This window comes from Streptomyces sp. NPDC057099, assembly GCF_042671245.1.
Classification (GTDB): Bacteria; Actinomycetota; Actinomycetes; order Streptomycetales; family Streptomycetaceae; genus Streptomyces; species Streptomyces purpurascens.
The window spans coordinates 56,638-82,338 of record NZ_JBHUTX010000007.1; the positions used below are offsets into that span (position 1 = coordinate 56,638).

At 71.0% G+C, this 25,701-nt stretch carries 23 protein-coding genes; 14 read left to right on the top strand and 9 right to left on the bottom strand.

Translation table 11 applies throughout. The features are described from left to right. Positions 1-8: 8 nt before the first annotated feature. The 3 genes from ACFT4A_RS12380 to ACFT4A_RS12390 all read right to left on the bottom strand — a co-directional run bounded on the left by ACFT4A_RS12380 (position 9) and on the right by ACFT4A_RS12390 (position 4,148). Complete coding sequence (locus tag ACFT4A_RS12380) at positions 9-2,402, bottom strand: HAD-IC family P-type ATPase (RefSeq protein ID WP_382828601.1); 2,394 nt, start codon at positions 2,400-2,402, stop codon at positions 9-11. Positions 2,403-2,535: 133 nt separating this feature from the next. Beyond that, on the bottom strand, positions 2,536-3,387 hold the full coding sequence (locus ACFT4A_RS12385) for a class I SAM-dependent methyltransferase (protein ID WP_382828604.1): 852 nt from the start codon (positions 3,385-3,387) through the stop codon (positions 2,536-2,538). 467 nt (positions 3,388-3,854) lie between these two features. Beyond that, entirely contained in the window at positions 3,855-4,148 is a 294-nt protein-coding gene (locus ACFT4A_RS12390) for a DUF2530 domain-containing protein (RefSeq protein ID WP_382828606.1), read from the bottom strand. A 117-nt stretch (positions 4,149-4,265) separates the two neighbouring features. On the opposite strand from ACFT4A_RS12390, the gene ACFT4A_RS12395 reads away from it, so the two are divergent. Then, positions 4,266-5,717 (top strand): NCS2 family permease, encoded by a 1,452-nt coding sequence (locus ACFT4A_RS12395; RefSeq protein ID WP_382828609.1) that lies wholly within the window; start codon positions 4,266-4,268, stop codon positions 5,715-5,717. A 13-nt stretch (positions 5,718-5,730) separates the two neighbouring features. Here ACFT4A_RS12395 and ACFT4A_RS12400 read toward each other — a convergent pair whose 3' ends face one another. Further along, positions 5,731-5,913 carry a BrnA antitoxin family protein gene (locus tag ACFT4A_RS12400; protein WP_261680509.1) on the bottom strand — a complete coding sequence of 61 codons (183 nt, stop codon included), beginning with the start codon at positions 5,911-5,913 and terminating at the stop codon, positions 5,731-5,733. Between the two features lie 154 nt (positions 5,914-6,067). Between ACFT4A_RS12400 and ACFT4A_RS12405 the strand changes: the two genes are divergently transcribed. Both ACFT4A_RS12405 and ACFT4A_RS12410 read left to right on the top strand, forming a co-directional pair. After that, complete coding sequence (locus ACFT4A_RS12405; RefSeq protein ID WP_184597761.1) at positions 6,068-6,505, top strand: MarR family winged helix-turn-helix transcriptional regulator; 438 nt, start codon at positions 6,068-6,070, stop codon at positions 6,503-6,505. A 26-nt stretch (positions 6,506-6,531) separates the two neighbouring features. Then, positions 6,532-7,911, top strand: a complete 1,380-nt coding sequence (locus ACFT4A_RS12410) for an MFS transporter (protein WP_382828614.1) — start codon at positions 6,532-6,534, stop codon at positions 7,909-7,911. Between the two features lie 27 nt (positions 7,912-7,938). On the opposite strand, the gene ACFT4A_RS12415 is transcribed toward ACFT4A_RS12410, so the two are convergent. Beyond that, positions 7,939-8,460, bottom strand: a complete 522-nt coding sequence (locus ACFT4A_RS12415) for a GNAT family N-acetyltransferase (RefSeq protein WP_382828616.1) — start codon at positions 8,458-8,460, stop codon at positions 7,939-7,941. Positions 8,461-8,485: 25 nt separating this feature from the next. Between ACFT4A_RS12415 and thpR the strand changes: the two genes are divergently transcribed. Beyond that, positions 8,486-9,058 (top strand): RNA 2',3'-cyclic phosphodiesterase, encoded by a 573-nt coding sequence (gene thpR / locus ACFT4A_RS12420; RefSeq protein ID WP_382828620.1) that lies wholly within the window; start codon positions 8,486-8,488, stop codon positions 9,056-9,058. Between the two features lie 205 nt (positions 9,059-9,263). Here thpR and ACFT4A_RS12425 read toward each other — a convergent pair whose 3' ends face one another. Continuing rightward, positions 9,264-10,256, bottom strand: coding sequence for an aldo/keto reductase (locus ACFT4A_RS12425; protein WP_382828622.1), 993 nt, complete (start codon positions 10,254-10,256; stop codon positions 9,264-9,266). A gap of 177 nt (positions 10,257-10,433) precedes the next feature. Between ACFT4A_RS12425 and ACFT4A_RS12430 the strand changes: the two genes are divergently transcribed. Together ACFT4A_RS12430 and ACFT4A_RS12435 are read left to right on the top strand one after the other, a co-directional pair. Continuing rightward, positions 10,434-12,032 carry an amidase gene (locus ACFT4A_RS12430; RefSeq protein WP_382828625.1) on the top strand — a complete coding sequence of 533 codons (1,599 nt, stop codon included), beginning with the start codon at positions 10,434-10,436 and terminating at the stop codon, positions 12,030-12,032. Positions 12,033-12,191: 159 nt separating this feature from the next. Next, positions 12,192-12,941 (top strand): aminoglycoside adenylyltransferase family protein, encoded by a 750-nt coding sequence (locus ACFT4A_RS12435; RefSeq protein ID WP_382828628.1) that lies wholly within the window; start codon positions 12,192-12,194, stop codon positions 12,939-12,941. On the opposite strand, the gene ACFT4A_RS12440 is transcribed toward ACFT4A_RS12435, so the two are convergent. Further along, on the bottom strand, positions 12,929-13,603 hold the full coding sequence (locus ACFT4A_RS12440; protein ID WP_382828630.1) for a GDSL-type esterase/lipase family protein: 675 nt from the start codon (positions 13,601-13,603) through the stop codon (positions 12,929-12,931). The two genes, ACFT4A_RS12435 and ACFT4A_RS12440, sit on opposite strands and share 13 nt — an antisense overlap. A gap of 453 nt (positions 13,604-14,056) precedes the next feature. On the opposite strand from ACFT4A_RS12440, the gene ACFT4A_RS12445 reads away from it, so the two are divergent. Further along, entirely contained in the window at positions 14,057-15,037 is a 981-nt protein-coding gene (locus tag ACFT4A_RS12445; RefSeq protein ID WP_382828632.1) for a WD40 repeat domain-containing protein, read from the top strand. Between the two features lie 16 nt (positions 15,038-15,053). Here ACFT4A_RS12445 and ACFT4A_RS12450 read toward each other — a convergent pair whose 3' ends face one another. Continuing rightward, positions 15,054-15,836 carry a TetR/AcrR family transcriptional regulator gene (locus ACFT4A_RS12450; RefSeq protein ID WP_382828634.1) on the bottom strand — a complete coding sequence of 261 codons (783 nt, stop codon included), beginning with the start codon at positions 15,834-15,836 and terminating at the stop codon, positions 15,054-15,056. Positions 15,837-15,940: 104 nt separating this feature from the next. Between ACFT4A_RS12450 and ACFT4A_RS12455 the strand changes: the two genes are divergently transcribed. From ACFT4A_RS12455 to ACFT4A_RS12485, 7 genes are all read left to right on the top strand, one after another. Further along, a complete protein-coding gene (locus ACFT4A_RS12455) occupies positions 15,941-16,900 on the top strand; it encodes an ATP-binding cassette domain-containing protein (RefSeq protein WP_382828637.1) in 960 nt (319 codons plus the stop codon). After that, positions 16,897-17,715, top strand: a complete 819-nt coding sequence (locus ACFT4A_RS12460; protein WP_382828639.1) for an ABC transporter permease — start codon at positions 16,897-16,899, stop codon at positions 17,713-17,715. The genes ACFT4A_RS12455 and ACFT4A_RS12460 overlap by 4 nt, the downstream gene beginning before the upstream one ends. A gap of 138 nt (positions 17,716-17,853) precedes the next feature. After that, complete coding sequence (locus ACFT4A_RS12465) at positions 17,854-19,371, top strand: cellulase family glycosylhydrolase (protein ID WP_382828642.1); 1,518 nt, start codon at positions 17,854-17,856, stop codon at positions 19,369-19,371. A gap of 79 nt (positions 19,372-19,450) precedes the next feature. Continuing rightward, entirely contained in the window at positions 19,451-20,116 is a 666-nt protein-coding gene (locus ACFT4A_RS12470) for a hypothetical protein (protein ID WP_382828645.1), read from the top strand. After that, positions 20,116-22,296, top strand: a complete 2,181-nt coding sequence (locus ACFT4A_RS12475; RefSeq protein ID WP_382828647.1) for a bifunctional polysaccharide deacetylase/glycosyltransferase family 2 protein — start codon at positions 20,116-20,118, stop codon at positions 22,294-22,296. Before ACFT4A_RS12470 ends, ACFT4A_RS12475 begins: the two co-directional genes overlap by 1 nt. Positions 22,297-22,397: 101 nt before the next feature. Beyond that, positions 22,398-22,724, top strand: a complete 327-nt coding sequence (locus ACFT4A_RS12480) for a hypothetical protein (RefSeq protein ID WP_382828650.1) — start codon at positions 22,398-22,400, stop codon at positions 22,722-22,724. A 180-nt stretch (positions 22,725-22,904) separates the two neighbouring features. After that, the gene (locus tag ACFT4A_RS12485; RefSeq protein WP_382828652.1) at positions 22,905-24,485 is read left to right on the top strand and encodes an alpha/beta hydrolase; all 1,581 of its coding nucleotides are present in this window, start codon (positions 22,905-22,907) and stop codon (positions 24,483-24,485) included. 80 nt (positions 24,486-24,565) lie between these two features. Here ACFT4A_RS12485 and serC read toward each other — a convergent pair whose 3' ends face one another. After that, on the bottom strand, positions 24,566-25,684 hold the full coding sequence (gene serC / locus ACFT4A_RS12490) for a phosphoserine transaminase (RefSeq protein WP_382828655.1): 1,119 nt from the start codon (positions 25,682-25,684) through the stop codon (positions 24,566-24,568). Between the last annotated feature and the right edge of the window lie 17 nt (positions 25,685-25,701).

The following is a 25,701-nucleotide window of genomic DNA, read 5'->3' on the forward strand; positions in this document are numbered from 1 at the left end:
CAAGGCGGCTACGCCGGGAAGCGGCGGTCCACCCATCTCCACGCGAGTTCCAGGGTGGCCGCCGCCACCGCCGCGATGCCGACCGCGATCCACGGCAGCGTCATGCCGACCAGCTTCAGGGCGAAGAAGTGCTGGAGCCACGGCACCACCAGGACCAGCAGGAACGCCCCGGCCATCGACGCCACCAGGGCGATGCGCCACCAGGTGTAGGGGCGGGCGATGATCGCCAGGACCCACATCGAGATCAGGAAGAGTGTCAGCGTCGCGGCGCTGGTCTCCGCGTCCAGCGCACCCTCGCCCGTGTAGTGCTCCCGGGCGATCAGATACGTCGCGAAGGTCGCCATCGCGGCCACCACCCCGCCCGGGATCGAGTACCGCATCACCCGCCGGACGAAGTTCGGCTTCGCCCGCTCCTTGTTCGGCGCGAGCGCGAGGAAGAACGCCGGGATGCCGATCGTCAGCGTCGACAGCAGGGTCAAGTGGCGCGGCAGGAACGGGTACTCGACCTGTGAGCAGACCACCAGGACGGCCAGCAGCACCGAGTAGACCGTCTTGACGAGGAACAGCGTCGCCACACGCGTGATGTTGCCGATCACCCGGCGCCCCTCGGCCACCACCGACGGCAGCGTCGCGAAGCTGTTGTTCAGCAGCACGATCTGCGCCACCGCCCGGGTCGCCTCCGAGCCGGAGCCCATCGCCACGCCGATGTCGGCGTCCTTCAGGGCGAGCACGTCGTTCACCCCGTCGCCCGTCATCGCGACCGTGTGCCCACGGGACTGCAGCGCCCCCACCATGGTCCGCTTCTGCTGCGGGGTGACCCGCCCGAACACCGTGTTGTCGTCGAGCGCCCGGGCCATGCCGTCCTCGTCGGCGGGCAGCCGACGGGCGTCCACGGTGGTGCCGGACAGCCCGAGCTTGGAGGCGACCGCTCCGACCGACACCGCGTTGTCGCCGGAGATGACCTTGGCCCGGACGTTCTGGTCGGCGAAGTAGCCGAGGGTGTCCGCCGCGTCCGGGCGCAGCCGCTGCTCCAGGACGACCAGGGCGGTGGGCTTCGCGCCCTCGGTCACCTCGGCGTCGTCGAGGTCGCGTGCGACCCGGGCGAGCAGCAGCACCCGCAGGCCCTGCTCGTTCAGCCGCCCGGTCTCGGCCAGGGCCGGGTCGTCGTCGGGCAGCAGGACGTCCGGCGCGCCCAGCAGCCACGTGCTCGTCTCCCCGCCCGCCTCGGCGAACGCGGCGCCGCTGTACTTGCGGGCCGAGGAGAAGGGCAGCGCCTGGGTGCAGCGCCACTGCTCGCCGTCCGGATAGGCGTCGATGATCGCCTTCAGGGACGCGTTCGGCCGCGGGTCCGACTCGCCGAGGGCGCCGAGCACCTGTCGTACGTACGTCTCGTCGGCGTCCTGGAGCGGCCGCAGCTCGGTGACGTCCATGCCGCCCTCGGTGAGGGTGCCGGTCTTGTCGAGGCAGACGGTGTCGACCCGGGCCAGCCCCTCGATCGCGGGCAGCTCCTGGACCAGGCACTGCTTGCGGCCCAGCCGGATCACGCCGATGGCGAAGGCGACGGAGGTGAGCAGGACCAGGCCCTCGGGGACCATCGGGACGATGCCGCCGACCGTGCGGGCGACGGAGTCGTCGAAGGCGTTCTCCTTCACGAACAGCTGGCTGATGATCAGGCCGATCGCGGTCGGGACCATCATCCACGTCACGTACTTGAGGATCGTGGAGATGCCGGAGCGCAGCTCGGACTGGACGAGGGTGAAGCGCGAGGCCTCCTCGGCCAGCTGGGCGGCGTACGCCTCCCGCCCGACCTTCGTCGCCTGGAACGCCCCGCCGCCCGCGACCACGAAGCTGCCCGACATCACCTGGTCGCCGGGGCTCTTGACCACGGGGTCGGCCTCGCCGGTGAGCAGCGACTCGTCGATCTCCAGACCGTCCGCCTCCACGCAGACGCCGTCGACCACGACCTTGTCCCCGGGGCCGATCTCGATCAGGTCGTCCAGCACGATCTCGGACGTGCTGACCTGCGTGGCGTCCCCGTCCCTGCGGACGGTGGGCCGTACCTCGCCGATCAGCGCGAGGGAGTCCAGCGTCTTCTTCGCCCGCCACTCCTGGACGATCCCGATGCCGGTGTTGGCGAGGATCACGAAGCCGAACAGGCTGTCCTGGATCGGCGCCACGACCAGCATGATCAGCCACAGGATGCCGATGATCGCGTTGAAGCGGGTGAAGACGTTCGCGCGGACGATGTCGACGGTGGAGCGGCTGCTGCGCACCGGTACGTCGTTGACCTGGCCGCGCTCCACGCGTTCGGCGACCTGAGCACCGGTCAGGCCGGTCACCGGTGAGGTGACCGTCGCCGGCCGCGCGGAGTCGAGCCGGGCACCCGCGTCGAGATGCGTCATGCATTCGACGGTACGTGCGGATTTGCCGCTTCACCTGCTGAATGTGGGGAAGATCCGACCTGGGGAGGAGAGGTGTCGTGCCCTGGTCGTACGGCAGTTGTACGTCGTCGGACCCTGGTGTCGCACCGTTGTGTCAGCCCGCTCGGCGGGCGGTGAGCAGGAGGTACTCCCACTCCAGGGCCGTGCCGCCCGGGCCCGTCCCCAGGTCGCCGTCGCGGCCGAGCTCCACCAGGTCGCGGTCCAGGGCGGCGACGCGGTCGGGGTCGTCGGCGATGTTCTTGTAGACGGTGATCGTCGGGCCGTAGCGCTCCTTGAAGTAGTCCCGGAACGCCTCGGGTGTCGCGAAGCGGTCGACCCCGGCGGTGCGGCGCTCGGCGCGGAAGTCGGTGACCCGGTCGCCGTCGCCGAGGAGTGCGCGCACATGGTTCACGTCTCCCCACAGCGGGGGCGGCTGGGCGCCGGGCGGGGGCGGGGGCGCGTACGGCTTCATCACGGCGAACATCCGGCCGATGAAGCCCCGGGGTGTCCAGCTCAGCAGGCCGATGGTGCCGCCCGGCCGGCAGACCCGGATCAGTTCGTCGGCGGCCTGCTGGTGGTGCGGGGCGAACATGACGCCGACGCAGGACAGGACGGTGTCGAACGTGGCGTCGCCGTAGGGCAGGTCCTCGGCGTCGGCCTCCTGCCAGGTGAGGGTGGCTCCCTGCCGTTCTGCCGCGAGCCGGCCCGCCCCGAACAGTTCCGGGGTCAGGTCGGAGGCGATGACGTCCGCGCCGGCCAGGGCCGCGGGGATCGCGGCGTTGCCGCTCCCGGCGCCCACGTCGAGCACGCGCTGGCCCGGGCGCACCCCGCAGGCCTCTACCAGGACCGCTCCCAGGCCGGGGATGACCTCGGCGGCCAGGGAGGGGTAGTCGCCCTGGGCCCACATCGCCCGGTGCTTGGCCTTCAGGGTCCGGTCGGCCTCTTCCGCGCTGTTCTGCGTCGTCATGGCTGCGCTCCTCACCGGGGCCGGGCGTTCGCCGCCTCCTCTTGAGCGTAGGGAGGGGGCGGGGCTGTGTCTCGCCGGAGCGGGTGGGGCGGGGCGGGCGGGCGCGGGTGGCGCCTTCTCGCCGGTGGTGGGTCGGGGCCGCGTCGGAGGGTGTCCGTCCTCGGAACGGCGCGATGGGGTCGGGGACCGACTCGCTGTTCGTTGACGCGCCAACCGCTGCGGGCGGACACCCCCCCCGACACGTCCCCTTCCGTGGTCCGGCGGCTGCGGGCGCGTCTCGGCTCGGGAGCCGTCCTGCGTGGTCCCGCTGGGCGGAAGGGGCCGTGCGGTCGGGGGTGGCTGCTTTTCGCCGTGGGCGGGTGTGTCTCGGCTCGGGAGCCGTCCTGCGTGGTCTCGCTGGGGTGAAGGGGCCGTGCGGTCGGGGGTGGCTCCTTCTCGCCGTGCGCGCCGGCACGGGCCCGCTGGGGCTACTGGGCCGAGGGGGCCGACGGGGTCGGGGGAGGGGTTGTCGGGTCCTGGGTCGCTGCTCGCTTGATCGCGGCGTCGCGCTTGCGGACGTACCAGATGCCCAGGAGGCCCAGGCCGCCTCCGGCCAGGCAGGTCCAGATCCACCAGGTGTGGCCGTGGTCGTCGAACCAGCCATAGAAGGGGAGCTGGATCAGGAAGAGGAGGAACCACAGAATCGTGCCGCCGATGATGGTGGCGACCACGGGGCCCTCCAGGGGCTCCGGCGCCTCGTGCCTGGGGGTCCACTTCGCCATGGGGACAGCTTACGAGGCGATCAGGTCTACGCGCGGAGATGGTCGTTCGGGGGTTTATATGTTCATACTGAAACGGTTTGTGTCTGACCACTTCTCTTCGTAGGAAACACCAAACACATGTCGTCCTCGGCTCCCGCCCAGGTCCCCGCCCCTGAACAGCCGGGAGCCGGGCCCACGTACGGCGCACTCGACCGCTTCTTCCGGATCTCCGAGCGGGGCAGCACCCTGTCCCGCGAGGTCCGGGGCGGTCTCGCCACCTTCTTCGCGATGGCCTACATCATCGTGCTGAACCCGATCATCCTCGGCAGCGCGAAGGACATGTACGGCCACCAGCTGGACAACGGTCAGCTGGTCACCGCGACCGCCCTCACCGCCGCCCTCACCACGCTCCTCATGGGCGTCATCGGCAATGTGCCGATCGCGCTGGCCGCCGGGCTCGGCGTGAACTCCGTCGTCGCGCTGCAGCTCGCCCCGCGCATGTCCTGGCCGGACGCGATGGGCATGGTGGTCCTCGCCGGGTTCGTCGTCATGCTGCTGGTCGCCACGGGGCTGCGCGAGCGGGTCATGAACGCCGTGCCCTTCGGGCTGCGCAAGGCCATCTCCATCGGTATCGGCCTGTTCATCATGCTGATCGGGCTGGTCGACGCCGGGTTCGTCTCGCGTATCCCGGACGTCGCGCAGACGACCGTGCCGCTGCAGCTGGGGGGCGACGGCCATCTCAACGGCTGGCCGGTGCTGGTCTTCGTGCTGGGCGTGCTGCTGACGCTCGCCCTGATCGTGCGCAAGGTGTCCGGCGCGATCCTGATCTCGATCGTCGCGATGACTGTCGTGGCCGTTGTGATCGAGGCCTTGGTCGATGTGCCCAGCTGGGGGCTCACCACTCCGAAGTGGCCCGGGAATCCTGTTGCCAGTCCTGACTTCGGGCTGGTCGGGCAGGTCAGTCTGTTCGGCGGGTTCGAGAAGGTCGGCATGCTCACCGGCGTGCTGTTCGTCTTCACCGTGCTGCTGTCGTGCTTCTTCGACGCGATGGGCACGATCATGGGCGTCTCCGACGAGGCGAAGCTGACGGACGCGCAGGGGCAGATGCCCGGCATCAACAGGGTGCTGCTGGTGGACGGCTTCGCCGTCGCCGCCGGTGGGGCCAGTTCCTCCTCGGCCACGACCGCCTTCGTCGAGTCCACCGCCGGTGTCGGCGAGGGTGCCCGCACCGGCCTCGCGAACGTCGTCACCGGCGGCCTCTTCGCCCTCGCGCTCTTCCTGACGCCGGTCGCCACGATGGTGCCGTCCCAGGCGGCGACCCCGGCCCTGGTCGCGGTCGGCTTCCTGATCCTGGCCGGCTCGGTCAAGGAGATCGACTGGGCGGACTACACGATCGCCGTCCCGGCCTTCGTGACGATGCTGATGATGCCGTTCACGTACTCGATCACCAACGGCATCGGCATGGGCTTCATCACCTTCGTGGTGCTGCGCCTGGCGGCCGGCCGGGGCCGGGAGGTTCCGACGGCGATGTACGCGGTGGCGGCGGTGTTCACGTTCTACTACCTGATGCCCGCGCTGGGGCTGACCTGAGCGGACGGGGTCCTCAGGTGACCCCGTAGAACCTCTCCGTCTCCTCGACGGCGGACTGGAACCGTTCGTCGAAGTCATCTCGAATGAGCGTCCGGACGACATAGTCCTGGACGCTCATTCCCCTTTTCGCGGCATGGTGCCGGAGCCGGTCGAGCAGCTCGTGGTCTATTCGCAGGCTGAGCACGCTGGTCCCCATGGGCATGAGGGTCGCGGCATCCTTCGGTGCGGCGGGTCGCGTTCCGCCGTCGCGTCACCCATATGAGTGATGTCACGGGTAAGTGGCCAGGGTCACGGGGGCTTCCGCGCGTCCCGGTGTTCTTTAGCGAGAGTAATGAGTTACGCTAAAGAACATGCCGGACCTCAGCCATGGCGACGACGTAGCCGCCGTGAACTCCCTCCGATCCGCCGTGATGCGGCTGTCCCGTCGGCTCAAGCACCAGCGTGTCGACGAGTCGCTCAGCCCCACCGAGATGTCGGTGCTCGGCACCCTGTCCCTCTGCGGCAGGGCCACGCCGGGCGAGCTCGCCCGCAAGGAACACGTCCAGCCGCCGTCGATGACCCGCATCGTGGCGCTGCTGGAGGCGAAGGGGCTGGTCCGTCTGGAGCCGCACCCCGAGGACCGGCGCCAGAAGGTCGTGACGCGCACCGAGCAGGCCGAAGCGATGCTCGAGGAGAGCCGCCGCAAGCGGAACGCGTTCCTGGCCACGCTGGTCGAGGACCTCGACGAGGACGAGTGGGCGAAACTCCGCGCCGCCGCCCCCGTGCTGGAGAAGCTCGCGCATCTGTAAGCCGTAGTCGCAAGGAGGCGAACCTGTTGAGTACGGGACCCGGAGCAGCTTCCGTCCCCGCACCTGATCCCCACGATTCCCCGCCCACCTCCGACACGCCTCCCTCCGGCCCGCTCCCGCGCAAGTCCTCGATGTTCTCCTCCCTGAAGGTCAGGAACTACCGCCTGTTCTTCCTGGGGCAGGTCGTCTCCAACATCGGCACCTGGATGCAGCGCATCGCCCAGGACTGGCTGGTCCTCAGCCTCACCGGCTCCTCCGCGGCCGTCGGCATAACGACCGCGCTGCAGTTCCTGCCGATGCTGCTCTTCGGCCTCTACGGCGGTGTCCTCGTCGACCGGCTGCGCAAGCGGCCCACCCTGCTCGTCACCCAGACCTCGATGGGCCTCACCGCCCTCGCCCTCGCCGTCCTCACCCTCACCGGCCATGTCCAGGTGTGGCACGTGTACGTCGCCGCCTTCGCGGTCGGTCTGGCCACGGTCGTCGACAACCCGGCCCGGCAGTCCTTCGTCTCCGAACTGGTCGGCCCCGGACAGCTGCAGAACGCCGTCAGCCTGAACTCCGCCAACTTCCAGTCCGCCCGTCTGGTCGGCCCGGCCGTGGCGGGTCTGCTGATCACCGGCGTCGGCACCGGCTACGCCTTCCTCTTCAACGGCCTGTCCTTCGTCGCGCCGCTCACCGGTCTGCTGCTGATGCGCGCCCGTGAGCTGCATGGCGTGGAGCGCGCCCCGCGCGGCAAGGGGCAGCTGCGGGAGGGCGTGCGCTATGTCACCGGCCGGCCCGAGCTGATCTGGCCGATCGTCCTGGTCGGCTTCGTCGGCACCTTCGCCTTCAACTTCCCCGTCTACCTCTCGGCCTTCGCGGACGACGTGTTCCACGCGGGCGCCGGCGCCTACAGCATGTTCAACACGCTGATGGCGGTCGGCTCCGTCGCGGGCGCGCTGCTCGCGGCGCGGCGCGGTACGGCCCGGCTGCGGCTGTTGATCGCCGCCGCCATGGTCTTCGGCGCGCTGGAGATCGTGGCGGCGACGACGCCGACGCTGTGGATGTTCGCGCTGCTCATGGTCCCGCTGGGCCTGTTCGGCATGACGGTCAACGTCACGACGAACACCAGCATCCAGATGTCCACGGACCCGGCCATGCGCGGCCGGGTCATGGCCCTCTACATGATGGTCTTCCTCGGCGGCTCCCCGGTCGGCGCCCCGATCGTCGGCTGGATCACCGATACGTACGGCGCCCGGGTGGGCCTCGCGGCCGGCGGTGCCGTGGCGGCGGCCGCCGCGGCCGTGATCGGCCTGATCCTGGCCCGCGTCGGCAATCTGCGCCTGTCGGTGGGCTGGCACCACGGACACCCACGGGTGCGGTTCGTCCCCCGGGAGCGGCAGGAGGCGCTGGCTCCGGCGGCGTAGGAGGCCGTTGGTGCGGGGTCCGGGGGGCTACACCCTGCGGGCCAGCAGCTGGCCCGGCCAGTTGTTGTCGCCGACCGTGAAGGACTCGGTGCGGGTGAAGCCGTTGGTCTCGTAGTAGCGGACGAGCTTGCCGTCGTCGCCGGCGTAGCAGTCCACCCGCAGGAGGCCCACCCCGGCCCGCCGGGTCTCCTCGGCGGCGTGCGTGAGGAGCGCGCTGCCGAGGCCGTGGCCCTTGAAGCGGCGGTCGGAGGCCAGCCAGTGGATGTACCGCTCGGGCTCGCCGGGCGGCGAGAGGTGGGCCAGATAGGCGCCGGGCGAGTCGGTCAGGGTGAGGGTGGCGGCCGGGACGCCGTCGGCCTCGGCCAGGAACACGCTGCCCTCGCCCATGTACCGGCCGACCGACTCCACCGTCTTCGGGCTCCGGGACAGGGGCTTCGTCCCCCACTGCCCCGTGCGACCCTGCGCGACCAGCCACTCCACGCAGCTGTCGAGCATCCCGAGTATCGCGGGAATGTCGTCGGGACCGCCTTCTCTGATGGTGATCTCCATGGGCTCATGGTGCCAGGCTGTCCCCATGAGAGTCTTCGCCGCTGTGCTGCCTCCCGACGACGTGGTCCGTGAACTCGGCTCCGTCGTGGACGCGTTGCGGAAGCTGCCCGGGGCGGACGGGATGCGCTGGACCGGCCGGGCCGGCTGGCACTTCACGCTCGCCTTCTACGGGGAGGTCGACGACGGCCTCGTACCGGAGCTGTCGGCCCGGCTGGAGCGGGCCGCCCGCCGTACCGACGCCTTTCCGCTGGCCGTGCGGGGCGGCGGTCAGTTCGGGCACGGCCGGGCGCTGTGGGCCGGGGCCGAGGGGGACCTGGCGACCCTGCGGCTGCTGGCCGACCGGGCCGAGGCGGCGGCGCGGAAGGCGGGGGTGCCGATGGGGGAGCACCGGCGCTACAAGGCCCATCTGACGCTCGCGAGGAGCCGGGAGGCGCGGGACGTGCGGGCCTGTCTGGACGCCCTGGCCGGGTTCATGGGCCGGACCTGGACGGTGGGCGACCTGGCGCTGGTGCGGAGCAATCTGCCGACGTCGGGGGTTCCCGGTGAGCAGCCCCGGTACGAGGCGGTCGGTCGGTGGGCGCTCGGGGGTGCCGGTTAGGCTCGGTGCCGTGGACCCGAAAACCCGTAACCGGATCATGGCCGGTGTGCTCGTGCTGATGTTTCTCGTTGTCGCCTTGGGTGCCGCGCTCGGCAGGTGAGGGGGCGGGGGGCTGCCCGTCGCTTTCCGGCTGCGGGCCGGTGGGGGCTGGTCGCGCCCACGCGGCGGAGCCGCATGTCGATACCAGCCCCGCGCCCCTTCAGGGCTACCAGGCGAAGGCCTCCGGGCTTGGACCCGGGCCCGGGAAGATCTCGTCGAGGCCGGTCAGGAGTTCCTCGGACAGCTCCAGGTCGGCCGCTCGCAGGGCGGACTCCAGCTGCCCCGCCGTGCGCGGGCCGACGATCGGGCCGGTCACGCCCGGGCGGGTGAGGAGCCAGGCCAGGGCCGCCTCGCCGGGCTCGATGCCGTGCTTGTCGAGCAGGTCCTCGTAGGCCTGGATCTGCGCGCGGGAGGCGGGGTCGGCGAGGGCGTCGGCCGCGCGGCCGGAGGTACGTCGTCCGCCCTCGACCTCCTTCTTGAGCACGCCGCCCAGGAGACCGCCGTGCAGCGGCGACCACGGGATGACACCGAGCCCGTAGTCCCGTGCGGCCGGGATGACCTCCATCTCGGCACGCCGCTCGGCGAGGTTGTACAGGCACTGCTCGCTGACCAGCCCGATGGTCCCGCCGCGCCGGGCGGCGATCTCGTTGGCCTGGGCGATCTTGTAGCCGGGGAAGTTCGACGATCCGACGTAGAGGATCTTGCCCTGCTGGACCAGGACGTCGATCGCCTGCCAGATCTCCTCGAACGGGGTGTCCCGGTCGATGTGGTGGAACTGGTAGACGTCGATGTGGTCGGTCTGCAGCCGCTTGAGGCTCGCGTCCACGGCCCGCCGGATGTTGACCGCGGAGAGCTTGTCGTGGTTGGGCCAGGCCGGGCCGTCGGCGCCCATGTTGCCGTACACCTTCGTGGCGAGGACGACCTTGTCGCGCCGACCCTCGCCCTTGGCGAACCAGTTGCCGATGATGCTCTCGGTACGGCCCTTGTTCTCGGCCCAGCCGTACACGTTGGCGGTGTCGAAGAAGTTGATGCCCGCGTCCAGCGCCGCGTCCATGATGGCGTGGCTGTCGGCCTCGTCGGTCTGCGGGCCGAAGTTCATGGTGCCGAGGACGAGCCGGCTGACCTTGAGTCCCGTGCGTCCGAGCTGCGTGTACTTCATGGTGACCAAGCCAACGTCTTGAAGTGCGCTCAAGGCAAGCACGTACGTACGTCAGCGTGCTGTCACGTCGGGGGGGGACCCCGGGCTCGCCCCCGGCCGGACAGGGGGCGGACTCCCGGGCCGATTCGGGTGACAGCCTCAGCGAAACGAGCCGCTCACGCTTCTACCGTGCTGGACATGAGGACTCCCGCGTCATCCACCACCCGCCGGGGCGTGCTCGCCCTCGGCACCGCCGCGGCGGCCACGCCCTGGCTCGGCACGGCCGCGGCCCGGGCCGACACCCACCCCGGCGAGCTGGACGAGCTGGGCATCACCGAGCTGCGCCGCCGCATGGCCGAGGGGCGACTCGACGCCGAACGCCTCACCCGCTACTACCTGGAGCGCCTCGAGCGCCTCGACCCGCTGCTGCACGCGGTGATCGAGATCAACCCCGACGCCCTGCGCGAGGCCCGCCGACGGGACGCCGAACGACGCGCCCGGGGGCCGCTGCACGGCATGCCCGTCCTGCTGAAGGACATGGTGGAGACCGCCGACCGGATGCACACCACGGCCGGTTCGTTCGCCCTGGAGGGCCTGAGGCCGGCGGCGGACGCCACGGTCGCGGCCCGGCTGCGCGAGGCCGGTGCCGTCATCCTCGGCAAGACCAACCTGAGCGAGTGGGCCGGCGGCATGTCGCTCACCCACCACGCCGGCTGGAGCGCCCGCGGCGGCCAGACCCGCAACCCCTACAAGCTCGACCGCTCCCCGAGCGAGTCCAGCTCCGGTACGGGCGTCGCCGTCGCGGCCAACCTGTGCGTCGCCGGGATCGGCACCGAGACCAACGGCTCGATCATCGACCCGTCCTCGGCGAACTGCGTCGTCGGTGTGAAACCGACGGTCGGGCTGGTCGGACGCGGTGGGGTGATCCCCGGCGTGCCCAGCCAGGACAGCGTGGGCCCGATGGCGCGCACGGTCCGCGACGCGGCGATCCTGCTCGGCACGCTGGTCGGGGTCGACGATCGCGACCCGGCGACGCGGGCGAGCCGCGGCCGCTTCCACCGCGACTACACCCGGTTCCTGGACGCGGACGGCCTGCGCGGCGCCCGCATCGGCGTGCCGCGCTCGGTCTACTTCGGCTACAGCCACCACGCCGACGAGATCGCCGAGCGCGCGATCGCCGTGCTCGGCAAGGCCGGGGCCACGATCGTCGACCCGGCCGACATCCCCACGGCCGAGCGGCTGGAGGACCTGCCCGGCTCGATGGTCGTCCAGGTCCACGAGTTCAAGCGGGCGCTGAACGCGTACCTCGCCGCGGCGCCGGGCGACCATCCGCGCAGCCTCGCCGAACTCATCGCGTTCAACCGGGCGCACGCCGACCGGGAGCTGCGCTACGTACGGCAGGACGGCCTGGAGGCGGTGCAGCGGCTGGACTTCACCGAACGGGAGTACCGCGAGGCCCTTGCCGCCAACCACCGGCTGTCCCGCGCCGAGGGCATCGACGCCGTGCTGCGCGCGCACGACCTGGACGCCCTGGTGATGCCGACCACCGGGCCGCCCGCCAAGATCGACCTGATCCGCGGGGACGCCCACGGCGGCGGCGCGTCCACACCCGCGGCCCTCGCGGGCTACCCCGCGATCAGCGTCCCGGCGGGCTTCGCCTTCGGCCTGCCGGTGGGGCTGACGTTCATGGGGACGGCTTGGAGTGAGCCGGTGTTGTTGCGGTTGGCGTATGCGTATGAGCGGGCCAGTGGTGTTCGCCGTCCGCCGGCCTATCGGCGGGCCGATGTGGGGTTCTGACGGGGTGGGGTGTCCGTCGCGGGGGAACTCGTCGGTCTAGAGGGTGAGGCCGAGGTGAGTGGTGGTCATGTCGACGTCCGTGCCGAAAGCGGAGCCAGACCCTTCAGTACACCGGGAAAGTCGATACGCACGGTGACCACGACACGGGGATGCGCGCATATGCCAGAACAGTCCGACACCCACGACCTCGTCCGACTCCTCCACCGCACCCTCCCCGACACCCTCCTCGGCATCTACCTCCACGGCTCCGCCACGCTCGGTGGTCTGCGCCCGCACAGTGACATCGACGTCCTGGCCGTCGTGCGGGAGTCCGTGACGCAGGCTCAGCGGCGGGCACTGGTCGAGGAGTTGCTCAAGGTGTCCGGGGTGGACGGGCGGCGGTACGTCGAGCTGATCGTCGTCGTGCAGGGTGACGTACGGCCCTGGCGCTACCCGCCCACCTGCGACTTCCTCTACGGGGACTGGCTGCGGGAGGAGTACGAGCGCGGGGTGATCCCGCGCCCGGGGCCCAGCCCCGATCTGGCGCCGCTGCTCACCATGGTGCTGCGCGCCGACGCGCCGCTCCACGGGCCGCCGCCCGCGGAGCTGATCGATCCCGTGCCGCACGCCGACCTCAGGCGGGCCATCGTCGCCGGTGTGCCGGAGCTGATGGACGAGGTGGACTCCGACACCCGCAATGTGCTGCTCACCCTCGCGCGGATCTGGACCACCCTCGTCACCGGGGACATCCGCTCCAAGGACGCGGCGGCGTCGTGGGTGCTGGGGCGGCTGCCCGCCGAGCACCGGCCCGTTCTCGCCCGTGCCCGGGCCGTCTACCTCGGGGAGGAGGGCGAGTGCTGGGACGGTCTGGGGACTCGGGCCTGTGCGGAGTTCCTGGTGCGGGGGATCGCTGAGAGCTACGCCTCGTAGGGCTCGCCCAGGTCCCACGCCTGGTACATCGCCTCCGCGAAGGCCGCCGCGATCTTGTGCTCGCCGCTCGGGCCCGGGTGCGTGCCGTCGTAGGTGTCGGTGGGGATGTCGTACGACGGCGGGGTCGAGGCCAGGAGGATGGGGGAGCCGGGCTCGTCGAGGTCCGCGGCCGTCTTGGCCAGCAGTTCGTTGAAGCGGGCGACCTCGGTGGCGAACGCCGCGTCCGTCTGGGCCCGGACGTTCGGGGTGACCGGCAGCCACACCATCCGCACCCGTCGGTTCGCGGCCCGTGCCTCGGCCGCGAAGGCCCGGACGTTCTCGGCGGTCTGCTCCGCGTTCGTGTAGAAGCCCAGGTCGATGAGGCCCAGGGAGACCAGCAGGATGTCCGCGCGCGTCGAGCGCACCGCCTCGCCGATCAGTGGGGCCATGTGCAGCCAGCCCTCGCCCCAGCCGGCCAAGTGGGCGCGGGGGAAGTCCGGTTCGGCGTAGGCGTGCGACGTCGGGGCCTCGTCCAGCTTGTCGTACAGCGTCTCGCGCGGGCCGACGAGGGTGCAGGGGCCGCCGTAGGAGCGGCACAGGTGCTGCCAGATCCGGTAGCGCCACGTGTGTTCGCCCGTGCTCCCGATCGTCATGGAGTCACCTACGGGCATGAACCTGAGCATCCGCTCATCATGGAGGATCACAGGAGGGTCGGGCTGCGGGATGGGGTGTGAGTCGGGCCACGCGGCGGGTGGTCGGCGGGCGGTGGCCGGCCTACCCGTCTGCGGGGCGGTGTGTGTGCCCATCTGTCTCGTCTCCGTCTTGCCTCCGTCCGCCCTCGGCGACCGAGCTGGAGGCGGCGCCCGGGCCGAGGCGGCGTGCGGGTCATCGAGGAGGCGCCCGCCGGGTGCGAGCGGCCCGCTGGATGCGAGCCGGTTGCCGCCGTCGCAGGCCGTGTTCGGGGCCGCCGGGTGATCGCGATCCCCCGCCCCCCCCGGGACCCACGCCGGACGCTCGCAACCCGCCCGCCCCCCCGACCCACGCCGGACGCTCGCAACCCGCCCGCCCCCGTGATCCGTCCCGCCCGTGATCCGTTGTGCCCGGTGAACCGCGGAGCGGGATGGCAGTCTTGGGGCATGCGCAGACCGATCGCCTTCCTCGCCGCGGCTCTCCTCGTGGGCGCCTTCGCCGTGCCCGCCTCCGCCGCCGACGGGGACGAGGAGTTCACGATCAAGGATCCGCGCATCACCGAGTCGAGTGGTCTGGCGGCGTCCCGCCAGCACCCCGGGATCTACTGGACGCACAACGACAGCGACGACGGGGCGTATCTCTACGCCGTCGACAGCGCGACGGGCGAGACGGTAGCCACGGTCACCATGGCCGGGGTGGGCAGTCCGCGCGATGTCGAGGCCATCTCCATCGGGCCGGACAACCAGATCTACGTCGGCGACATCGGCGACAACCTCGGCGGCAGCTGGCCGTACGTGTGGATCTACCGGCTGCCCGAGCCGAAGAACCTGCGCGACCAGACCGTCCGGGCCACGCAGTACGTCGTGAAGTACGCCGACGGCGCGCGGGACGCCGAGTCGCTGGTCGTGCACCCGAAGACCGGCCGCGTCTACATCGTCGACAAGAACGAGAAGGGCGGGCATCTGTACGAGGGGCCGGGCGAACTCTCCTCCTCCGGGGCGAACGTCTTCAAGCCCGTCGCGGCCGTCCCCGACCTGGAGGCGACCGACGCCACGCTCTCCCCGGACGCCGAACACCTCGTCGTCCGCAGCTACTTCGGGGCGATCGCCTACGACTGGAACGGCGGGAAGATCAAGAAGAAGGAGCGGCTCGGCGTGCCGTTCCTCGGGCAGGGGGAGTCCGTCACCTACACCGCCGACGGGAAGAAGCTCATGTACGGCGCCGAGGGGGCCGACAGCCCCGTGGAGCCGCAGGACGCTCCCGGGGCCGGTGGGTCCGGCTCGGCCTCCGGCAGCGGCGGTTCGGCCGCTTCGGACGGTGGCGGCGGGGGCGGGCTGAGCGGGAATCTCAAGAACGGCGCGATCGCCGTCGCCGTGGCCGGTGCCGTGCTGTTCGTACTGCGGGGAATGAGGCGGCGGCGACGGTAGGGGAGCCCGGCAGCCCCTAGCTCGCCGACTGCCCGCGCCGCTCCACCAGGACCTCGAGCCCGTCCAGGATCCGCTGCAGCCCGAACTCGAAGTGGTCGAAGTCGGAGCCGAAGCTGTCCTCGGAGAGCGAGGCCATCACCGGGTAGCGGCCGGAAGCCATGGCCTGTTCCAGGACCGGCACCTGCGCCTGCCAGAACTCTGCGTCCGTCAGGCCCGTCCGGCGCTCCGCCTCCCGCTCGTACAGCTGCGAGCGCGCGGCTCCGACGACGTACCCGTCGATCATGATGACCGCGGAGACCAGCTCGGGGTCGGTCAGTCCCATCGGGCGGATCCGGGTGAGGATCTTCTCCATGCCGTCGACGGCGCTCGGGCCGAGAACCGGGCGTGACTGGTTGACGTGGAGCAGCCAGGGGTGGCGGCGGTAGAGGGCGAGGGTCGTGCGGCCCAGTGCCTCCAGGGCCGCGCGCCAGCCGCCGTCGCCTGGGTCGGACGGGTTCTCGGAGCGGCGCTGCACCCGGTCCAGCATGAGGTCGAGCAGCTCGCCCTTGCCGGGGACGTACCGGTACAGCGACATGGCGCCGGTGCCGAGTTCGGCGGCGACGCGGCGCATGGACAGCCCGCCCAGTCCCTCCGCGTCCGCGACCTGGACGGCGGCTTCCACGACCCGGTCCAGGGTCAGAGTCGGCTTCGGGCCCCGGCTGGGGCGCCGGCCGGTGTCCCACAGCAGTTCGAGGGTGCGGGCGATGTCGCCGCTGCCGCTGGTCTCCGTACTGCCCGCACCACTCGTACCGCTCGTCATGGGCCCAGCTTAGAGGGCCGTACGAAAATTGGGTACGTCGTACGCGTAATAGGGTACGGTGTACTCAGTTCAGGGTCGGCAGGGACGCACACGGGAGGGGCGGCATGGACGGATACGCGGTACGGGCCGAGGGGCTGGAGAAGCGGTACGGCGAGAAACGCGCCCTCGACGGCTTCGACCTGGCCGTGCGCGAGGGCACGGTGCACGGTCTGCTCGGGCCGAACGGGGCGGGCAAGACCACCGCCGTCCGCATCCTGTCCACGCTGATCCGGCTGGACGGGGGCAGCGCCACGGTCGCCGGGCTCGACGTGGCCCGGCAGCCGCGCGAGGTCCGGGCCCGGATCGGGCTCACCGGGCAGTACGCGGCGGTGGACGAGGTGCTCACGGGCCGGCAGAACCTGGAGATGTTCGGCCGCCTGTTCCATCTGGGCGGCAAGCGGGCCAGGGCCCGGGCCGGTGAACTGCTGGAGCAGTTCGACCTGGCCGATGCCGCCGACAAGGGCGTGGGCAAGTACAGCGGCGGCATGCGGCGCCGCCTCGACCTGGCCGCGTCGATGATCCTCGCGCCGGCCGTGCTCTTCCTCGACGAGCCGACGACGGGCCTGGACCCCCGCAGCCGGGGCGAGGTCTGGGAGTCCGTACGGGCGCTGGTGGCGGGCGGCACGACGGTGCTGCTGACCACGCAGTACCTGGAGGAGGCCGACAAGCTGGCCTCGCGCATCACCGTCATCGACCAGGGGCGGGCCATCGCCGACGACACCCCGGACGGGCTGAAGAACCTGGTCGGCGGCGACCGGATCGAGGTCGTGGTCGCCGAGCGGTCCGAGATCCCGCGGGTGGTGAAGGTCGTCGCCCGGGTGACGGACGGCGAACCCGAGGCGGACGAGACCGAGTTGCGGGTGCACGCCCCGGTCGCCGACCGGGTCACCGCGCTCACCGAGGTGGCGCGGACCCTTCAGGACGAGGGCGTCCGGGTGGAGGACATCGGGCTGCGCAGGCCGAGCCTCGACGACGTGTTCCTGCGCCTGACCGGACACCGCACCGAGAAGGAGGCCGCGGCGTGAGCGCCCTCGACCTGAGCACGCCGAGCCCGCGCGGCGGTACGTACTGGCTGCTCTCCGACTGCTGGAACATCGTCCGCCGCGGCCTGACCCACTACCAGCGCCAGCCCGTCAACATCGCCTGGCAGCTGGGCTTCCCGATCCTGTCCGTGCTGCTCTACGGCTATGTCTTCGGCAGCGCCATGAAGGTGCCCGGCGGCGGGGACTACCAGGACTTCCTGATGCCGGGCATGTTCGCGATGACCATGGCGTTCGGCTTCATCAACACGGCGACCGTCGTGGTCTACGACTCCACCAAGGGCGTCATCGACCGCTTCCGCTCCATGCCGATGTCGTCCTCGGCGGTGGTGGCCGGGCGCGGGGTCACCGATCTGATCGTCGCCTGCGCCGAGTTGGCGATCATGATGCTCACCGCGCTCGCCATGGGCTGGCGTCCGGACGGCGGGCTCGGCTTCCTCGGGGCGTTCGGGCTGCTGCTGTGGCTGCGCTTCTCGCTGATCTGGATCGGCGTGTGGCTCGGCCTGATCGTGCCCAACCCGGAGGCGGCGGGTGGCCTCTTCGCGGTCGCCTTCCCCTTCACGATGATCTCCAGCATCTTCGTCGCGCCGCAGCTCATGCCCGACTGGCTGGGCTGGGTGGCGGTCTGGAACCCGATCTCCTCCACGGCGGCGGCGACCCGCGAGCTGTTCGGCACGCCGGTCGGCGGTGACACCTGGGTCGAGCAGCACGCGCTGCTGATGGCCGGGGTGTGGCCGGTGATCCTGACGGCGATCTTCCTGCCGCTCGCGGTACGACGGTTCAAGAAGCTCAGCCGGTAGCGCGAGCGACGCGTACCTCCCGGAGTCTTGACGTGCTCATGGTGCGTCAGTTTCCTGGGAGGTGCGCGGCTTTATGGGAGCGCTCCCATTCGATTCCGGGGCCGCGCCTCCCCCGAGAGTCAGAGAGGAAGCAGCCACATGTTCCGCACTCTGCGCAGAGCGCTGTGTGTTGCCGCGGCGCTCCTGTTACCGCTGGCCGGCACGCAGTCGGCCCAGGCCGACGTGGGCACCAAGGCCGCCGGCGCCGGTTACTGGCACACCAGCGGCCGCCAGATCCTGGACGCGGCCGGAGCGCCCGTCCGGATCGCCGGTGTCAACTGGTTCGGCTTCGAGACCGCCAACCACGTCGTCCACGGCCTGTGGGCCCGTGACTACAAGAGCATGATCGACCAGATGAAGTCGCTGGGCTACAACACCATCCGGATGCCCTACAGCGACGACATCCTCAAGTCCGGCACCATGCCCGACAGCGTCAACTACGACGGCAAGAACACCGACCTGCGCGGACTGACCTCGCTCCAGGTCCTGGACAAGATCGTGGCGTACGCCGGACAGGCCGGACTCAAGATCGTCCTCGACCGGCACCGCCCGGACGCGGCCGGACAGTCGGCCCTCTGGTACACCGCGTCGGTCCCCGAGTCGACGTGGATCGCCAATCTCAAGGCCCTGGCCACGCGCTACAAGGGCAACTCCACCGTCGTCGGCATCGACCTGCACAACGAGCCCCACGACCCGGCCTGCTGGGGCTGCGGCGACACCTCCCGCGACTGGCGCCTGGCCGCCCAGCGCGCGGGCAACGCGGTGCTGTCGGCCAACCCCGAGCTGCTGATCATGGTCGAGGGCGTGCAGTCGTACAACGGCACGAACGGCTGGTGGGGCGGCAACCTCATGGGCGTGGCCCAGTACCCGGTCCAGCTCGACGTGCCGAACCGGCTGGTGTACTCGGCCCACGACTACGCCACGTCGGTGGCCCAGCAGCCGTGGTTCAGCGACCCGTCCTTCCCCGCGAACATGCCGGGGATCTGGGACAAGTACTGGGGCTACATCTTCAAGCAGAACATCGCCCCGGTGTGGCTCGGCGAGTTCGGTACGACGCTCCAGTCGACGGTGGACCAGCGGTGGCTGTCCGCGCTGGTGACGTATCTGCGGTCGACGTCGGCGAACGGCGCCGACAGCTTCCACTGGACGTTCTGGTCCTGGAACCCCAACTCCGGCGACACGGGCGGCATCCTGAAGGACGACTGGCAGACCGTGGACACCGCCAAGGACGGCTACCTCAAGGCGATCAAGGCGCCGGGCTTCGCGGGAGGCGGTTCCGGGCCGGACCCCGGCGGGCCCGGTGAACCCGGTGGCGGGGCCGCCTGCGCCGCCGCCTACACGGTGAGCAGCGACTGGGGCGGCGGTTTCAACGCCGAGGTGAAGGTGACCAACACGGGCACGACGCCGCTGACCTCGTGGAAGGTCGCCTGGACGTGGAGCGGCGCGCAGAAGGTCACCAGCATGTGGAACGCCTCGTACACGCAGAGCGGGGCGAGCGTGACGGCGGTGAACGCCGCGCACAACGGGAGCGTGCCGGTGGGGGCTTCGGTGAGCCTCGGCCTCGGCGGCGCTCCCGGGGGCGGGGCGGTGCCGAGCGTGAGCTGCACGGCGACCTGACGTCGGGGTGAGGGGGTGCCCGGTGCTCGCCGGGTGCCTCGTCCGACCGACGGCTCCGGGGCGGCGTACGCTGACATTTATGGCGCCGTACCGTGCCAAAAGAGGTCAAACAGGGCAGGAATCGTCGAGCGATCCGCGCCTCCCGGTGTTCGTCGACTCCTCCGGCCGGCGTGCGCGCAACCTCCGGCGGGCCGGCTACGGGCTGGCCGGCTGTGCGGCGGCCTACATGGCGGTGCTGGGGCTGAGTCTGATGGGGGCGACGCCCTTCGCGCCGGGCGCGCTGCTCCCCGGCGACGTGGCGGCGCCCGCCGCGCCGAGGGCCCAGGCCCCGGGCGGGACGCCCCTGGCACCGCCCGGCGACGTCTCGGACGCCGCCGGTCCCAGCGCCCTGCTCGTCCCGGGGCTCACCGGGCCCGGCCCCTCCCTCGCCCCGCCCCTGGTGCCCGGCAGCCCACCGGCACCTTCCGACGCCGACCCACCGGAACCGCAGGCCCCGGCGACACAGGAGCCACCCGCACCGGAAGAGCCCGCGGACCCTGACGATCCCGCCGCGCCCACCGCTGAACCGGACCCGGACACCACCGCGCCCTCACCCCCGGCCCCGCCCACACCCGCTCCGCCCACCACTGAGCCACCCGCCCCACCGGCACCTGAGCCCACAGGGCCGGCGACCAGCCCCTCGGCACCGTCCGAAGTCGCCGAGCCGCCCCCGCCCGCCGACCCCTCGGTGGCCGAGGCTCCCTGATGCGGCGGCGCCCCGACCGGTCACCCGACCGCTCATCGAGGCCGTCCGGTCCGCGGCGGACGCGAGCGCCCCTGGCGCCACGGCATCGCTTCCGCATCGTCGTCCCCTTGATCCTGCTGGCCTTCGTCGCCTCGGTCCTCCTGGTCGAGGGCTACACCACCCGGGGCTTCGCCGGTGACCAGGAGGGGCGCGGTGGACGATCGGCCTCCGGTGTCCCCCGCTCGATCGCGGGCGGCGGCCCGGTCGTCGACACCACCAACGATCATCTGCGCAGCTATCGCACGCCGGACAGGACCGTCGTCCTGACCTTCGACGACGGCCCCGACCCGACCTGGACGCCCCGCATCCAGGCCGTTCTCGACCGCTACGGCACGCCCGGCACCTTCTTCGTCACCGGGCAGCAGACCGCCCGGTACCCGGAGGTGCTGCGCCGCGTGGTCCGCTCCGGCCACGAGATCGGCGTGCACACCTTCTCCCACCCGGACCTGACCACCCGGTCCGCGAACGACATCGACCGTGAGCTGTCGCTGACCCAACTCGCCCTCGCCGGGGCCGCGGGCATCCACACCTCGCTGATGCGGATGCCCTACTCCTCGACGCCCGCCGCCGTCGACACCCCGGAGTGGTCCCTGGCCCGGCGCCTGGGGGAGAAGGGCTACGTCCTGGCGTTCATCGACCAGGACACCAACGACTGGCGGCGGCCGGGCGCACGGGAGATCGCCGACGCGGCCACCCCGACCGGGGGCAGGGGCGCGGTCGTCCTCCTGCACGACGCGGGAGGGGACAGATCGCAGACGGTCGAGGCCCTCAAGACCCTGATCCCCCGGCTGCAGGCCCAGGGCTACCGCTTCACCACGCTCGCCGAGCTGGTCGGCGCCGACACCCTCACCAGCCCCGTCGGCACGGCGGACCTGTGGAGCGGCCGGATCTTCGTGGCCGCCGTCACCGTGTCGGCGACAGCGGTCACGGCCGTCAGCGCGCTGCTGCTGGTGGTCGGTTCGCTCGTCCTCGCCCGCTGTGTGCTGCTGCTCGTCCTGGCCCGTCACCACGCCCGCCGCCGACGCCCCGGCCCCGGCGGGGACGGGCCCGTCACCCGGCCCGTCAGCGTCGTCATCCCCGCCTACAACGAGGAGCCGTGCATCCCCAAGACGCTCCGCTCCCTCGCCGCGAGCGAGCATCCCCTGGAGATCATCGTCGTGGACGACGGTTCCCGCGACGGCACCGCCGACCTCGCGGAGTCACTCGCCCTCGACAACGTCACCGTCGTCCGGCAGCCCAACAGCGGCAAACCCGCCGCCCTCAACACCGGTGTCCTGCGGGCCTCCCACGACCTCGTCGTCATGCTGGACGCCGACACCGTCTTCGCCCCCTCGACCGTCGGCCGCCTCGTCCAGCCGTTCGCCGACCCGCGCGTCGGCGCCGTCGCGGGCAACGCCAAGGTCGGCAACCGGCGGCGGCTGCTCGGCCGGTGGCAGCACATCGAGTACGTCATGGGCTTCAACCTCGACCGCCGCATGTACGACCTGCTGCACTGCATGCCCACCATTCCCGGTGCCGTCGGGGCCTTTCGCGCCGAGGCCCTGCGGGACGCCGGGATGGTGAGCGCGGACACCCTCGCCGAGGACACCGACCTCACCATGGCCCTGCACCGGGCCGGGTGGGAGATCGGCTACGTGCCGGACGCGCTGGCCTGGACCGAGGCACCGTCCTCGCTGCGGGAGCTGTGGCGCCAGCGCTACCGGTGGAGCTACGGCACGATGCAGGCCGCGTGGAAGCACCGGCACGCGCTGATCGAGCGCGGCCCCGCGGGGCGCTTCGGCCGCGTCGGCCTGCCCCTGCTGGCCGTCTTCCAGATCTTCACCCCGCTGCTCGCCCCGCTGATCGACATCCTGGCCCTCTACGGCCTGGTGTTCGGGGACCCGCTCACCACCGTGCTCGCGTGGTGCGGTGTGCTGGCGGTGCAGGCCGTCTGCGCCGCGTACGCCTTCCACCTCGACGGCGAGCCGCTCCGGCCGCTGTGGGCGCTCCCTCTCCAACAGGTCGTCTACCGCCAGGTGATGTATCTCGTCCTCACCCAGGCCTGTCTGACCGCGATCAACGGCTACCGGCTGCCCTGGCAGCGGCTCAAGCGCAGCGGAGACGTGATGCTGCCTCCGCAGCCCTCGACCCGCCGGACGTGAGCGGCCGCGGTGGCGCACCGTACGGGCCCGTTCGGGTTCAGTTGCCCGGCCGCGGGGCCGTCAGCCTTCCTCCTGGGCGCTTTTCCGCTCAAGGTGTGATCATGAAAAATCCGCGTTTCTACCGTATGCCTCGATCCCTGGCGCACTCGGCTGGTGCGGCCGTCATCATCCTCGCGGCGGCCCTGACGTCCGCCGCGCCCGTCGCGGCCCAGAGCGCCGCGCCTCCCGGCAATGACAAGGGCAAGGGCCAGAGTTCCTCGTGCGTCACGTCCAACACCCAGAGGCAGGGGCTCGAGAACATCGTCTGGTCCGTCCTGTTCGGGCCCCAGAACAACACGACGGATACCCGATGTGACGGCGACGGCGACGAGGCGAAGGAGAATCAGGAGGAGGCCCCTGGCTTCCTTAGCTCCCTTCCCGGCTCCTGACCTGTTCCTGACCTGTTGGCCCAAACTCCCCTCTTTTAAGGTGCTTTGGGCGCAGGGTATGACTCGATTCGGTCAAGTCTCGGTCGAATATGTATGTGCATGGCGTGCTCTTCCGAAACGATGCGGCACGGCCCGTGTGACACACGGGCCTGACCCCCCTCACCGTTCTGAGAGAACTCCATGAGAAGAAGCGCAGCCGTACTGTGCGGCGCGACCGTCGTGCTGGCCGGGACCCTCACCGCGGCTCCCGCCAGCGCCGACGCGTCGCACTCCGCGAAGACCGCCGCCCAGGTCGCGAAGGTGACCTGGAAGAAGTGCGCCACGGACGACTCCCCGACGATGCAGTGCGCGTCGGTGAAGGTGCCGCTCGACTACGCGAAGCCGAAGGGGAAGCAGATCACGCTGGCGCTGTCCCGCGTGCCGCACACCGCCTCCAAGTACCAGGGCCCGCTGCTGGTCAACCCCGGCGGCCCCGGCGGCAGCGGCCTGTCGCTGGCCGGTTTCGTCGCCTCCTCCCTGCCCAAGGAGGTCGCGGCCCAGTACGACGTCATCGGCTTCGACCCGCGCGGCGTGGGCGAGAGCAAGCCCGCCCTGGACTGCAAGCCGGGCCACTTCGACCCGGTGCGCCCCGACTCCGTGCCCAGCACGCCCGCGATCGAGAAGGCCAACCTCGCGCGCGCCAAGTCCTTCGCCCAGGCCTGCGGCACGAAGTACAAGGACGTCCTGCCCTACATCAACACGGTCAGCGCCGTGAAGGACATGGACTCCATCCGCAAGGCCCTCGGCGCGAAGAAGATCAACTACTTCGGCTACTCGTACGGCACCTATCTCGGCGCCGTCTACGCCAAGTTGTTCCCCGAGCGGGTGCGGCGCCTGGTGCTGGACTCGATCGTCGACCCGACCGGGGTCTGGTACGACGCCAACATCAAGCAGGACTACGCCTTCGACAAGCGTCACAAGGCGCTGATGGCGTGGATAGCCAAGTACGACTCCACGTACAAGCTCGGCACCGATCCGAAGAAGATCGAGGCCAAGTGGTACGCCATGCGGGCGGCCCTCGCCAAGAAGCCGGCCGGCGGCAAGGTGGGCGCCTCCGAACTGGAGGACATCTTCATACCCGGCGGCTACAACAACGCCTACTGGCCCACCCTCGCCGAGACGTTCGCGGCCTACGTCAACAAGAACGACACCGCCGCGCTGGTCAAGGCGTACGACAACATCGCCGCCATCGACGCCTCCGGCGACAACGGCTACAGCGTCTACACCTCCGTGCAGTGCCGTGACGCCTCCTGGCCGCGCGACTGGAACCAGTGGCGCAAGGACAACTGGGCCGTGTACGAGAAGGCCCCGTTCATGGCCTGGAACAACGCCTGGTACAACGCGCCGTGCGCCTTCTGGCCGACCAAGTCGCAGAAGCCGGTGAACGTCGCCAACTCCAAGCTCCCGCCGGTCCTGCTGTTCCAGGCGACGGACGACGCGGCCACGCCGTACCAGGGCGGCGTCACCATGAACCGTCTGCTGAAGGGCTCCAGCCTGGTCGTGGAGCAGGGCGGCGGCAACCACGGCATCACGCTGGGCGGCAACGCCTGCCTCGACAAGCACCTGGCGACCTACCTCACCAACGGCAAGGTCCCGCACGGCAGCGGCACGGCCGACGCGGTCTGCAAGAAGCTGGCCGACCCGAAGCCGCAGGCCGCCGCGGCGAAGACGCCGAGCGCGGCCGGTAAGGCCCTGAGCGGAATCCTGGGCTTCGGCGGCTGAACATGCCCGCCTGAGCTCTGGCGTATATGACTGAGGGCGCCCCGCGTGTGCGGGGCGCCCTCAGTGACGTACGAGAAAGGTCAGAGCTTCTCGATCACGTAGTCGACGCACTTCGTGAGCGCCTCGACATCCGCCGGGTCGATCGCCGGGAACATCGCGACACGCAGCTGGTTGCGCCCGAGCTTGCGGTAGGGCTCGGTGTCGACGATGCCGTTGGCGCGCAGGACCTTGGCGACGGCGGCGGCGTCGACGTCGTCGGTGAAGTCGATCGTGCCGATGACCTGGGAGCGCTTGGCCGGGTCGGTGACGAACGGGTTCGCGTACTTGACGTCCTCGGCCCAGCCGTACAGCGTGCGCGCGGACGTGGCCGTGCGGCGCACCGACCAGTCCAGGCCGCCCTGGCCGTTGATCCACTCCAGCTGGTCGTTGAGGAGGAACAGCGTGGCGAGGGCCGGGGTGTTGTACGTCTGGTTCTTGCGGGAGTTGTCGATCGCCGTGGGCAGCGAGAAGAACTCCGGGATGTGACGGCCGGACGCGTGGATGCGCTCCGCGCGCTCGATCGCCGCCGGGGAGAAGACGCCGATCCACAGGCCGCCGTCGGAGGCGAAGGACTTCTGCGGGGCGAAGTAGTAGACGTCCGTCTCGGCGATGTCGACGGGCAGGCCGCCGGCGCCGGAGGTGGCGTCGACCAGGACGAGGGAACCCTCGTCGGCGCCCTGCACCCGCTTGACGGGGGCGGCGACACCGGTGGAGGTCTCGTTGTGCGTGAAGGCGTAGACGTCCACACCGGCCTCGGCGACCGGCTCGGGGTGCGTGCCCGGGTCCGAGGAGATGACGTCCGGCTCGGCCAGCCACGGCGCGAGCTTGGCGGCCTTGGCGAACTTGGAGGAGAACTCGCCGAAGGTGAGGTGCTGCGACTTGTTCTCGATCAGCCCGTGCGTCGCGACGTCCCAGAACGCGGTGGAGCCGCCGTTGCCGAGCACCACCTCGTAGCCGTCGGGGAGCTGGAACAGCTCACGGACGCCCTCGCGCACCTTGCCGACCAGGTTCTTGACCGGGGCCTGCCGGTGGGAGGTGCCGAGGAGGGAGGTGCCGGTCGCGGCCAGCGCGTCCAGCGCTTCCGTCCGCACCTTGGAGGGGCCCGCGCCGAAACGTCCGTCGGCGGGCTTGATGTCAGCGGGAATCTGGATCTCAGCCACGCAGGGGAGCGTAGCCG

Excerpts from the sequence above, each read along its gene's own strand:
- ACFT4A_RS12440 (WP_382828630.1), bottom strand. The coding sequence starts at position 13,603 with ATGCTCAGGTTCATGCCCGTAGGTGACTCCATGACGATCGGGAGCACG.
- ACFT4A_RS12405 (WP_184597761.1), top strand. The coding sequence starts at position 6,068 with ATGCCGGACCTCAGCCATGGCGACGACGTAGCCGCCGTGAACTCCCTC.
- ACFT4A_RS12425 (WP_382828622.1), bottom strand. The coding sequence starts at position 10,256 with ATGAAGTACACGCAGCTCGGACGCACGGGACTCAAGGTCAGCCGGCTC.
- ACFT4A_RS12470 (WP_382828645.1), top strand. The coding sequence starts at position 19,451 with ATGGCGCCGTACCGTGCCAAAAGAGGTCAAACAGGGCAGGAATCGTCG.
- ACFT4A_RS12475 (WP_382828647.1), top strand. The coding sequence starts at position 20,116 with ATGCGGCGGCGCCCCGACCGGTCACCCGACCGCTCATCGAGGCCGTCC.
- ACFT4A_RS12385 (WP_382828604.1), bottom strand. The coding sequence starts at position 3,387 with ATGACGACGCAGAACAGCGCGGAAGAGGCCGACCGGACCCTGAAGGCC.
- ACFT4A_RS12390 (WP_382828606.1), bottom strand. The coding sequence starts at position 4,148 with ATGGCGAAGTGGACCCCCAGGCACGAGGCGCCGGAGCCCCTGGAGGGC.
- ACFT4A_RS12380 (WP_382828601.1), bottom strand. The coding sequence starts at position 2,402 with ATGACGCATCTCGACGCGGGTGCCCGGCTCGACTCCGCGCGGCCGGCG.
- ACFT4A_RS12455 (WP_382828637.1), top strand. The coding sequence starts at position 15,941 with ATGGACGGATACGCGGTACGGGCCGAGGGGCTGGAGAAGCGGTACGGC.
- ACFT4A_RS12400 (WP_261680509.1), bottom strand. The coding sequence starts at position 5,913 with ATGGGGACCAGCGTGCTCAGCCTGCGAATAGACCACGAGCTGCTCGAC.
- ACFT4A_RS12445 (WP_382828632.1), top strand. The coding sequence starts at position 14,057 with ATGCGCAGACCGATCGCCTTCCTCGCCGCGGCTCTCCTCGTGGGCGCC.
- ACFT4A_RS12480 (WP_382828650.1), top strand. The coding sequence starts at position 22,398 with ATGAAAAATCCGCGTTTCTACCGTATGCCTCGATCCCTGGCGCACTCG.
- ACFT4A_RS12450 (WP_382828634.1), bottom strand. The coding sequence starts at position 15,836 with ATGACGAGCGGTACGAGTGGTGCGGGCAGTACGGAGACCAGCGGCAGC.
- ACFT4A_RS12435 (WP_382828628.1), top strand. The coding sequence starts at position 12,192 with ATGCCAGAACAGTCCGACACCCACGACCTCGTCCGACTCCTCCACCGC.
- ACFT4A_RS12430 (WP_382828625.1), top strand. The coding sequence starts at position 10,434 with ATGAGGACTCCCGCGTCATCCACCACCCGCCGGGGCGTGCTCGCCCTC.
- ACFT4A_RS12395 (WP_382828609.1), top strand. The coding sequence starts at position 4,266 with ATGTCGTCCTCGGCTCCCGCCCAGGTCCCCGCCCCTGAACAGCCGGGA.
- ACFT4A_RS12485 (WP_382828652.1), top strand. The coding sequence starts at position 22,905 with ATGAGAAGAAGCGCAGCCGTACTGTGCGGCGCGACCGTCGTGCTGGCC.
- ACFT4A_RS12415 (WP_382828616.1), bottom strand. The coding sequence starts at position 8,460 with ATGGAGATCACCATCAGAGAAGGCGGTCCCGACGACATTCCCGCGATA.
- thpR (WP_382828620.1), top strand. The coding sequence starts at position 8,486 with ATGAGAGTCTTCGCCGCTGTGCTGCCTCCCGACGACGTGGTCCGTGAA.
- ACFT4A_RS12465 (WP_382828642.1), top strand. The coding sequence starts at position 17,854 with ATGTTCCGCACTCTGCGCAGAGCGCTGTGTGTTGCCGCGGCGCTCCTG.